Genomic DNA, 9,833 nt, shown 5'->3' on the forward strand with positions numbered 1-9,833 from the left:
CATGGATCCCTTGAGTGCGGCGAGCAAGATCGCCGGCAGCGGCCTGGAAGTGCAGTCCACCCGACTGCGCATCGTGTCTGAAAACATCGCCAATGCCAGATCGACGGGTGACACACCAGGCGCGGACCCCTATCGCCGCAAGACAGTCACCTTCGGTTCGGAACTCGACCGTGTCAGCGGCGTCGAGCGCGTGACGGTGAAAAAGCTCGGCGTCGATCGCGGCGACTTCATCAACGAATACGACCCCGGCAATCCGGCCGCCGACGCAAACGGCATGGTGAAGATGCCGAACGTCAACATCCTGATCGAAATGGCAGACATGCGCGAAGCAAACCGCAGCTACGACGCCAATCTTCAGGTCATCCGCCAGACACGCGACCTCGTCGCCTCCACCATCGACCTTCTGAAGGCATCGCAATGATCGACGGCATCAAACAACTCGGCTCCCTCTCGCTGACGCGCGGCGCCGGCAGCGTTTCCTCGCTCACCGACAATATTTTCGGCAGCGAGAAGACGACACCAGCGCAGCAGACCGGCCAGAGCTTCGCAAGCGTTCTCGGCAATGTTTCCGTTGACGCGATGAACAACCTCAAGAAGGCCGAAGTCGCTTCTTTTGAAGGCATTCAGGGTAAGGCGAATACGCGTGAAGTCGTCGATGCCATGCTTTCGGCCGAGCAGTCGCTGCAAACCGCCATCGCGCTCCGAGACAAGATCGTGTCGGCCTATCTCGACATTACCAAGATGCAGATCTAGCCCAGCAGGAATATTGACATGAGAGCTCTTGCCATCGCTGCCACCGGTATGGACGCCCAGCAGACCAATCTGGAAGTCATCGCCAACAACATCGCCAACATCAACACCACCGGTTACAAGCGCGCGCGGGCGGAGTTCACCGATCTTCTCTATCAGACCGAGCGCATGCAGGGTGTGCCAAACCGCGCCAACCAGGCGATCGTGCCCGAGGGCGCCAATATTGGCCTCGGCGTGCAGACCTCGGCCGTGCGCAACATCCACACCCAGGGCAACCTGATCGAGACCGGCAACAAGCTCGACGTCGCGATCATCGGTCAGGGCTGGTTCCAGATCGAGGCGGCCGATGGTTCGACGCTCTACAGCCGCGCCGGCGCCTTTAACAAGAACGCCGATGGTAATCTCGTGACGGTGGATGGCTATAACGTCATTCCGAATATCAATATCCCGACCGACGCGCAGGACATCACCGTTACCCGCACGGGTCAGGTGACGGCCCGTATCGGCAACGCCGCCGACTTCACCGAGCTTGGCCAGCTGACCATCGCCAACTTCGCCAACGAAGCCGGCCTGAAGCCGCTCGGCGACAACCTCTTCGCCCAGACACCGGCTTCCGGCGACGCCGTCATCGGCGTGCCCGACGATCCGAGCTACGGCTACATCAAGCAATCCTACCTCGAAGGCTCGAACGTCGACGCCGTCAAGGAAATCACCGACCTCATCACGGCGCAGCGCGCCTATGAGATGAATTCCAAGGTCATCACCACCGCTGACGAAATGGCTTCGATTGTCAGCAAGAACCTGAAGTAAGAACGGAAAGGCAGGCGAACATGAGGTTTGGCCGGAAAAATAACAGCTGCAAAAGGGCGCTCGCCCGTATGTGCCTGGCGTCTGCCTTTTCAATCGGCGCTTTCGCGCCTGCCTTCTCGCAGGCGCCAATGGCGCTGGTTCCCGTGCGCACCATCTATCCGGGCGAGACGATCACGTCCGAACAGGTGAAGCCTGTGGAGGTGACCAATCCCAATATTTCCGCGGGTTACGCGAGCGACATCAGCGAAGTGGAAGGCATGATCTCCAAGCAGACCCTGCTTCCCGGCCGCACGATCCCCGTTGCCGCCCTGCGTGAACCCTCGCTCGTCACGCGCGGCACCAGCGTCAAGCTCGTCTTCACCATCGGCAATATGACGCTGATGGCTTCGGGAACACCGATGACCGATGGCTCGCTCGGCGAAGTGGTACGGGTACGCAACATCGATTCCGGCGTCATCGTCAACGGCACGGTCATGAAGGACGGAACCATTCAGGTGATGGCGAAATGAGAGTGCTTCGTATCCTGGCCGCGGCCATCCTGTTTTCGGCCCAGCCCTTCCTTCCCGTTCCGGCAGCCCATGCGGATACGTCCCGCATCAAGGATATCGCATCGCTGCAGGCGGGGCGTGACAACCAGCTCATCGGTTACGGTCTCGTGGTCGGCCTGCAGGGCACGGGCGACAGCCTGCGTTCTTCGCCGTTTACCGAGCAATCCATGCGCGCGATGTTGCAGAATCTCGGCATCACCACGCAGGGCGGCCAGTCGAATGCCAAGAACATCGCCGCCGTGATGGTGACGGCCAATCTGCCGCCCTTCGCGAGCCCCGGCAGCCGCGTCGACGTGACAGTGAGCTCACTCGGCGATGCCTCTTCGCTGCGCGGCGGCAACCTCATCATGACGTCGCTTTCCGGCGCCGACGGGCAGATTTACGCGGTCGCGCAGGGCGCACTGATCGTCAACGGCTTTTCGGCGCAGGGCGATGCGGCAACGCTGACCCAGGGTGTCACCACGTCGGCGCGCGTGCCAAACGGCGCGATCATCGAACGGGAGCTGCCGTCGAAGTTCAAGGATTCGGTCAATCTGGTCCTTCAGCTGCGCAACCCCGACTTTTCGACGGCCGTGCGCGTCGCAGACGTCGTCAACGCCTTTGCCCGCGCCCGCTATGGCGATCCGATCGCCGAACCGCGCGATTCGCAGGAAATCGCGGTGCAAAAGCCTCGCGTCGCGGATCTCACCCGGCTGATGGCGGAAATCGAAAACCTGACCGTCGAGACGGATACCCCGGCCAAGGTCGTCATCAACGAACGCACCGGCACGATCGTCATCGGTGCGGATGTGCGGATTTCGCGCGTCGCCGTCAGCTACGGCACGCTGACCGTGCAGGTGACCGAATCACCGCAGGTCATTCAGCCGGCACCCTTCTCGCGCGGCCAAACGGCGGTGCAGCCACAGACGGATATCATGGCCATGCAGGAAGGCAGCAAGGTCGCCATCGTCGAAGGACCTGACCTTCGCACGCTGGTTGCCGGTCTCAACAGCATCGGGCTCAAGGCGGATGGTATCATCGCCATCCTGCAAGGCATCAAATCCGCCGGCGCCCTTCAGGCGGAGCTTGTGCTGCAATGATGGAACGTCAGACCAAAAATCCGCTTTCGAATGGCCTCGTCCGCTTCGCGGCGGTCGCGTCGCTGCTGTTCCTGCTGCCGGCCGCCGGCGCGGAGAGCCAGCAGAACGTGGTTTCAGAACTCAGCACGCAGGATGAAATCCAGAAATTCTGCACCAACATTGCCGATGCGGCCCGGGATCAGCGTTACCTGATGCAGAAGCAGGAGCTCGAGAAGCTCCAGTCCGACGTAAACGAGCGCATTTCCGTGCTGGAAAACCGCAAGGCTGAATATGAAGACTGGCTGGCGCGCCGCGAACATTTCCTCAACCAGGCCAAAAGCAACCTCGTCGACATCTACAAGACGATGAAGGCGGATGCCGCCGCACCGCAGCTCGAGAAGATGCATGTGGAGATTGCTGCTGCCATCATCATGCAGCTGCCGCCGCGTCAATCCGGGCTCATCCTCAGCGAGATGGACGCGCAGAAAGCTGCCACCGTCGCCGGCATCATGTCGCAGGCAATCGACAAAAACACTTCGAAGGATCCTTCATGAGCACGCGTCGTCTTCCGGCCCTCCTCCTGCCGCTCGCTCTCCTGGCAGGCTGCCAGAACAACCAGACCCTGAAGGAAATCGGTAACGCACCGGCGATGAGCCCGATCGGCAGCGGTCTGCAATTCAGCCAGACACCGCAGATGGGCATGTATCCCAAGCAGCCGAAACACATGGCAAGCGGCTATTCACTGTGGAGCGACAGCCAGGGCGCACTTTTCAAAGACCTGCGCGCGCTGAACATCGGCGACATCCTGACCGTCAACATCCAGATCAACGACAAGGCCGATTTCGACAACGAAACCGAGCGTAACCGCACCAACTCCAGCGGCTTGAACTGGAAGGCCAAAGCCCAGATACTTGGCTGGACGCCGGACGCGGATTCCAACATCAAATACGGCTCCGACACCGATACCCAGGCCAAGGGCAAGACCAAGCGGTCTGAAAAGCTGACGCTGCTCGTGGCCGCCGTCGTGACGGGTATTCTCGAAAACGGCAACCTCATCATCAGCGGCTCGCAGGAAGTGCGCGTGAACCATGAAATCCGCATCCTCAACGTTGGCGGTATCGTCCGGCCGCAGGATGTGGATGCTCAGAACATGATCTCCTACGAGCGCATTGCCGAAGCGCGCATCTCCTACGGCGGTCGCGGCCGTCTGACGGAAGTGCAGCAGCCTCCGGTCGGGCAGCAGGTCGTCGACCTGTTCTCGCCGCTCTGACGCCGCACACGGGGAACGGACTGATCCATGGAAAACGAACAGGCAGAGGGCAAGAAGAAATCCTCCCCTCTGATCATGACCATCGCAGGTGTTGTGATCCTCACCCTACTCGGCGTGGGCGGAGGCTGGCTCGTCGGCGGTATGATCGCACCGAAGATTGCCGCAACCGAGGCCCATGCCACCGCTGCGGCCGGTGGTCATGGCGAAAAGAAGGAAGAGGGTGTCGAGAAAATCGCGGCCGAACCGAACGGCATCGTCCAGCTCGATCCCATCACCACCAATCTCGCCTACCCCTCGACGAACTGGGTGCGGCTGGAGGTGGCGCTGATGTTCAAGGGGCCGGTGGAAGTCGGACTGGCCGAGGATATCCATCAGGATATCATGGCCTATGTCCGCACCGTTTCCCTTCAGCAGCTGGAAGGGCCGCGCGGCTTTCAATATCTTAAGGATGACATTCAGGAACGAGTTGACCTGCGCTCTCAAGGGCGCGTATCCAAGGTCATGTTCCGGACCTTTGTCATCGAATGATTCGATTTCTTGTAACCATCGCCGTCCTCCTCGCTTTGCCGGGCCTTGCCAATGCCCAGCAATTTCCGTCCGATCTGTTCAACACGCAGATAGACGGGTCTGTCGCGGCATGGATCATCCGCACCTTCGGCCTTTTGACGGTTCTTTCCGTCGCGCCCGGCATCCTGATCATGGTCACGAGCTTTCCGCGCTTCGTGATCGCTTTCTCTATCCTGCGCTCCGGCATGGGGCTCGCTTCCACGCCGTCGAACATGATCCTTCTGTCGATGGCGATGTTCATGACCTTCTACGTCATGTCGCCCACCTTCGACAAAGCCTGGACCGATGGCGTGCAACCGCTGTTGCAGAACCAGATCAACGAGCAGCAGGCCGTGCAGCGCATCGCCGAGCCCTTTCGCACCTTCATGAACGCCAATACGCGTGACAAGGATCTGAAGCTGTTCGTGGATATTGCCCGCGAACGCGGCCAGGAAGTGATGACCGACAACGTCGTCGATTATCGAGTTCTGGTTCCGGCCTTCATGCTGTCGGAAATCCGGCGCGGTTTCGAGATCGGTTTCCTTATCATCCTGCCGTTCCTGGTCATTGATCTGATCGTCGCCACCATCACCATGGCCATGGGCATGATGATGCTGCCGCCGACTTCCATCTCCCTGCCCTTCAAGATCCTGTTTTTCGTGCTGATCGACGGCTGGAACCTGCTTGTCGGCAGCCTCGTCAGATCGTTCAACTGACGGGCATTCGTGCCGAACTGACACCCATTAACCCTGTTTCTTAACCCCGCGTGCCCAAGGCCGCGGGGTTTTGGCGTTTTAAGACTTTGGTTACCAGCTTCGCTAGCGGATGAATAACTATAATTTTAAATTAAAAACTTACCTTTCATAGAAACAAACCAGTAACCATATGTATTTTCTAATATTTCTTCATTCGTAAATTAATAATTATGCAAGTTTTGACTGCGAAATTCGCCTCACACACAGCGGGTTTGGTTTCCAGAAGCAAGTAATTCTGAACCGAGTGGCATGAAGCCGAAACGTTGTGACCGGTAATACACAGTCCGGAATGTCCCCAACTCCAGTATCTCGTAAACACAAGGGACAAATACTATGGCAAGCATTCTCACCAACGCCTCCTCTATGGCTGCACTCCAGACCCTGCGCTCTATCGGCCAGAACATGGAAACGACGCAGGGCCGCATCTCGACCGGCCAGAAGGTAAGCTCCGCCGCCGACAACGCTGCTTACTGGTCCATCGCAACGACCATGCGTTCGGACAATTCCGCCCTTTCCACCGTTTCCGACGCTCTCGGCATTGGCGCCGCCAAGGTCGACACTGCCTATGCGGGCATGGAAGCCACCATCAAGGTCGTTCAGGAAATCAAGGACAAGCTCATCCTTGCCCAGGACCCGACCGCCGACAAGAAAAAGATCCAGAAGGAAATCGGCCAGCTCCAGAAGCAGCTGACCTCCATCGCCGACTCCGCAACCTTCAACGGCGAAAACTGGCTGAAGACCAAGGCGTCCAACGATGGCGTAGCGTTCGCTGCCGGCACCGACGACGCGGCTATCGCAAACCTGAAGAAGCAGGTTGTCGCATCCTTCACCCGTGACTCCGCTGGCGCCGTCAAGGTTCAGCGCGTTGACGTGCAGCTCAGCGGCTCGAACGTTCTGTTCGACACCGGCGCTGTAACGGACGGCAAGGGCACGGGCATCCTCGACAAGGCTGCAGTCGCAGACGGTGTAAAGCAGTCCATTTCGAACCTCGATATTTCGGACCTGTCGATCTACAAGGGCGCTGGCGCCACGATGCTCGGCACCGCCGCTGCCACGGACAACGACATCCTCGACAAGCTCATCAGCCACGTCGACAAGCAGCTTGAAACCCTCAACAGCGCCGCTGCTGATCTGGGTGCAGTCTCCAACCGCATCTCCATGCAGGAAGACTTCGTTACCAAGCTGTCCGACACGATGGAAAAGGGTATCGGCCGCCTGGTCGACGCCGACATGAACGAAGAGTCCACCCGCCTCAAGGCTCTGCAGACACAGCAGCAGCTGGCAATCCAGGCTCTCTCGATCGCCAACAGCGACTCGCAGAACATCCTGTCGCTCTTCCGTTAATCGGATCGTAAATGACGAAATGCAAGCCGCGCCCGAAAGGGCGCGGTTTTGTTTGTTGCATACTGCCAAGTCCCCGGCAGAATTTGTTTACCATCCTTATTTTCGAAGGATTTACCACGATCCCAGCAAGGGCTTTGGTACTCATCTAAATTAGTGATTTGGAAAGCACCGGCTGTCAGATTTTACCCATGGACAGCGGATAGCCGCGACCAGAATGACATGAATGACGCGATTGCAAGCGGGGGCTGACCGTCTCGCGATCGCGTGAATGGGGCGAGTGCAAGGGAGGCTGACCCGAGCACACCACCTGTCGACAAAGCCGCATCCGGCAACGGGTGCGGCTTCATTTTTTTTTAAACATTTCAGAATACGCGCGCGCACGCGTAAGGGTTGCAAAACAAATCTTCGGAATGCATTTTTTAGAAAATCCTTAGGTGTTCATTAACTATATAAAGGTTAGCTAAAGCCATCGAAACGGTGAGCTAACCTTTAAAAATCAGCCGGTTAGCAGGCATGATGCTGTGCGCCGTTCCCGGTGAGTCCGGAATGTCCCTTTTCTAATCAGCCATTCAAGGGGCAAATCTACCATGACGAGCATTCTCACTAACGTCGCAGCCATGTCTGCACTCCAGACCCTGCGTTCTATCGGCCAGAACATGGAAACGACGCAGGACCGCGTTTCCTCCGGCCAGCGCGTCGGCGAAGCTTCCGATAACGCTGCTTACTGGTCGATCGCGACCACGATGCGTTCCGATAACGGCGCCCTTTCTGCCGTGCAGGATGCCCTCGGCCTCGGCGCTGCCAAGGTTGATACCGCCTATTCCGGTATGGAATCGTCCATTGACGTCGTTAAGGAAATCAAGAACAAGCTGGTCGCTGCTCGCGAACCCGGCGTAGACAAGTCGAAGATCCAGGAAGAAATCTCGCAGCTTCAGGATCAGCTGAAGTCGATCTCCAGCTCCTCTTCCTTCTCCGGTGAAAACTGGTTGCAGGCAACCATCAGCAACGGTGCCGGCGAACTGAAGAACGTCACCAAGCAGATCGTTGGTTCCTTCATTCGCGATGCCGCCGGTAACGTCTCCGTGAAGACCGTTAACGTTGACCTGAGCCGCAACACGGTACTGTTCGACACGTCTTCGGGCGCTGCAAAAGACAAGCAGGGCGTTCTCGACTCCTTTGCCTACTTTTCTTCCACCGGCAGCTACAAGCTGTTCGAAATCACCAATGACTCGGACGGCGCTGGCGCCGCACAGCCGGTAACCAAGGTTGCCGCAGCCAAGGTTTACACCGAAGCTCAGCTGAAGGGCCTGAAGGAAGCAACTGCCGGTACCGCCGTCACCTTCACCACCGCCGCCGCAACGGGTATCGTCACGATCGCTAACGCCGACACGACGGTCCCCAACGTCAACGGCACCTACTTCAATCTTGGCAACGACCAGTACGTGAAAATCAACACGACTGCGCCGACAGCTCCGGCAACCAAGACCAGCATTGCCGTGGGCCTCGACGGCACCACCAAGATCTACCTGGAAGAAGGCGCTGACGCCCAGCTCGCAACGCAGCTCACCTACTCGCTGACGTCGCTGGACATCACCAAGGACCTGACCGGCACGTTCAAGAACAGTGACGGCTCGGCAGTCTCGGAAAACCAGTATCTCGACGCGATGGTTTCCTTCGTCGACAAGCAGCTCCAGAGCATGACATCCGCCGCCGCCGACCTCGGCTCGGTCAAGATGCGCATTGAACTGCAGGAAAACTTCGTTAACAAGCTGACCGACTCGCTCGACAAGGGCGTTGGCCGTCTGGTGGACGCGGAAATGAACGAAGAATCGACTCGCCTCAAGGCTCTTCAGACCCAGCAGCAGCTTGCTGTGCAGGCCCTGTCGATCGCCAACAACGACTCCCAGAGCATTCTCTCGCTCTTCCGTTAATTCCGACACTCAATCGCCAAATGCGAACCGCGCCCGAAAGGGCGCGGTTTTTTTTCGTTTTATCGCCCGCGTTTCAAACCGATGATCGTGAAGGCCGCTCAAGGCAGCCCGTCCGACGCGGATGGCAAATATTACGTTTCAGTTTTTTAGATAGTATGCACGTATAAATTTTATCACGAGATTTTTACTACTTTAAGTATTTGTTAACCATAAGGCAGTTAGCTAGAGCCATCGAAGCGGTGAGCTAACCTTTTAAAATCAGCCAGTTAGCAGGCATGATGCTGTGCGCCGCTCCCGGTGAGCCGGAATGTCCCTTTTCTAATCAGCCATTCAAGGGGCAATTTATTATGACGAGCATTTTGACAAACATCGCAGCCATGTCTGCACTCCAGACCCTGCGCTCCATCGGCCAAAGCATGGAAGCCACGCAGGACCGCGTATCCTCCGGCCAGCGCGTCCGGGAAGCTTCCAACAATGCCGCTTACTGGTCCATCGCGACCACGATGCGTTCGGATAATGGCGCCCTTTCCGCCGTTCAGGACGCCCTCGGCCTCGGCGCCGCCAAGGTCGACACCGCCTATTCCGGCATGGAATCCTCGATCGAGGTCGTCAAGCAGATCAAGAACAAGCTGGTGGCCGCCCGCGAAGCAGGCGTCGACCGGACCAAGATCCAGGAAGAGATCTCCCAGCTGCAGGACCAGCTGAAGTCCATCTCCAGCTCCTCCTCCTTCTCCGGTGAGAACTGGCTGCAGGCCAAGATCAGCGATGGCACGGGCAACCTCTCCGACATCACCAAGGCGGTCGTCGGCTCCTTCATCCGC

10 protein-coding genes and 2 pseudogenes are annotated in these 9,833 nt (G+C 58.2%); all 12 read left to right on the plus strand.

Features of this window, described 5'->3' with window-relative positions; all coding sequences use genetic code 11:
* The first annotated feature begins 1 nt into the window (after position 1).
* A complete protein-coding gene (flgC, locus tag K7A42_RS17820; RefSeq protein WP_004439964.1) occupies positions 2-421 on the plus strand; it encodes a flagellar basal body rod protein FlgC in 420 nt (139 codons plus the stop codon).
* Positions 418-753, plus strand: a complete 336-nt coding sequence (locus tag K7A42_RS17825) for a flagellar hook-basal body complex protein FliE (protein ID WP_022555613.1) — start codon at positions 418-420, stop codon at positions 751-753. Before flgC ends, K7A42_RS17825 begins: the two co-directional genes overlap by 4 nt.
* Positions 754-771: 18 nt before the next feature.
* Positions 772-1,560: a flagellar basal-body rod protein FlgG gene (gene flgG / locus K7A42_RS17830; RefSeq protein ID WP_003503427.1), complete on the plus strand. Its 789-nt coding sequence runs from the start codon at positions 772-774 to the stop codon at positions 1,558-1,560.
* Between the two features lie 20 nt (positions 1,561-1,580).
* Positions 1,581-2,069 (plus strand): flagellar basal body P-ring formation chaperone FlgA, encoded by a 489-nt coding sequence (gene flgA / locus K7A42_RS17835; RefSeq protein ID WP_004439958.1) that lies wholly within the window; start codon positions 1,581-1,583, stop codon positions 2,067-2,069.
* A 62-nt stretch (positions 2,070-2,131) separates the two neighbouring features.
* Positions 2,132-3,187: pseudogene (locus K7A42_RS17840) on the plus strand (flagellar basal body P-ring protein FlgI); the annotation flags it as partial.
* A complete protein-coding gene (locus K7A42_RS17845; RefSeq protein ID WP_004439951.1) occupies positions 3,184-3,720 on the plus strand; it encodes a MotE family protein in 537 nt (178 codons plus the stop codon). The pseudogene K7A42_RS17840 and the gene K7A42_RS17845, both read left to right, overlap by 4 nt.
* On the plus strand, positions 3,717-4,436 hold the full coding sequence (gene flgH / locus K7A42_RS17850) for a flagellar basal body L-ring protein FlgH (protein WP_004439948.1): 720 nt from the start codon (positions 3,717-3,719) through the stop codon (positions 4,434-4,436). The genes K7A42_RS17845 and flgH overlap by 4 nt, the downstream gene beginning before the upstream one ends.
* Before the next feature lie 27 nt (positions 4,437-4,463).
* Positions 4,464-4,964 carry a flagellar basal body-associated FliL family protein gene (locus K7A42_RS17855; protein ID WP_006698201.1) on the plus strand — a complete coding sequence of 167 codons (501 nt, stop codon included), beginning with the start codon at positions 4,464-4,466 and terminating at the stop codon, positions 4,962-4,964.
* Positions 4,961-5,698 carry a flagellar type III secretion system pore protein FliP gene (fliP, locus tag K7A42_RS17860; RefSeq protein WP_004439940.1) on the plus strand — a complete coding sequence of 246 codons (738 nt, stop codon included), beginning with the start codon at positions 4,961-4,963 and terminating at the stop codon, positions 5,696-5,698. The genes K7A42_RS17855 and fliP overlap by 4 nt, the downstream gene beginning before the upstream one ends.
* 372 nt (positions 5,699-6,070) lie before the next feature.
* Positions 6,071-7,081 carry a flagellin gene (locus K7A42_RS17865; RefSeq protein WP_006698203.1) on the plus strand — a complete coding sequence of 337 codons (1,011 nt, stop codon included), beginning with the start codon at positions 6,071-6,073 and terminating at the stop codon, positions 7,079-7,081.
* 587 nt (positions 7,082-7,668) lie between these two features.
* Complete coding sequence (locus K7A42_RS17870) at positions 7,669-9,012, plus strand: flagellin (protein ID WP_037090919.1); 1,344 nt, start codon at positions 7,669-7,671, stop codon at positions 9,010-9,012.
* Positions 9,013-9,359: 347 nt separating this feature from the next.
* Positions 9,360-9,833: pseudogene (locus K7A42_RS17875) on the plus strand (flagellar hook associated protein); the annotation flags it as partial.

It is taken from the genome of Agrobacterium sp. InxBP2 (assembly GCF_026191755.1).
GTDB classification, from domain to species: Bacteria; Pseudomonadota; Alphaproteobacteria; order Rhizobiales; family Rhizobiaceae; genus Agrobacterium; species Agrobacterium pusense.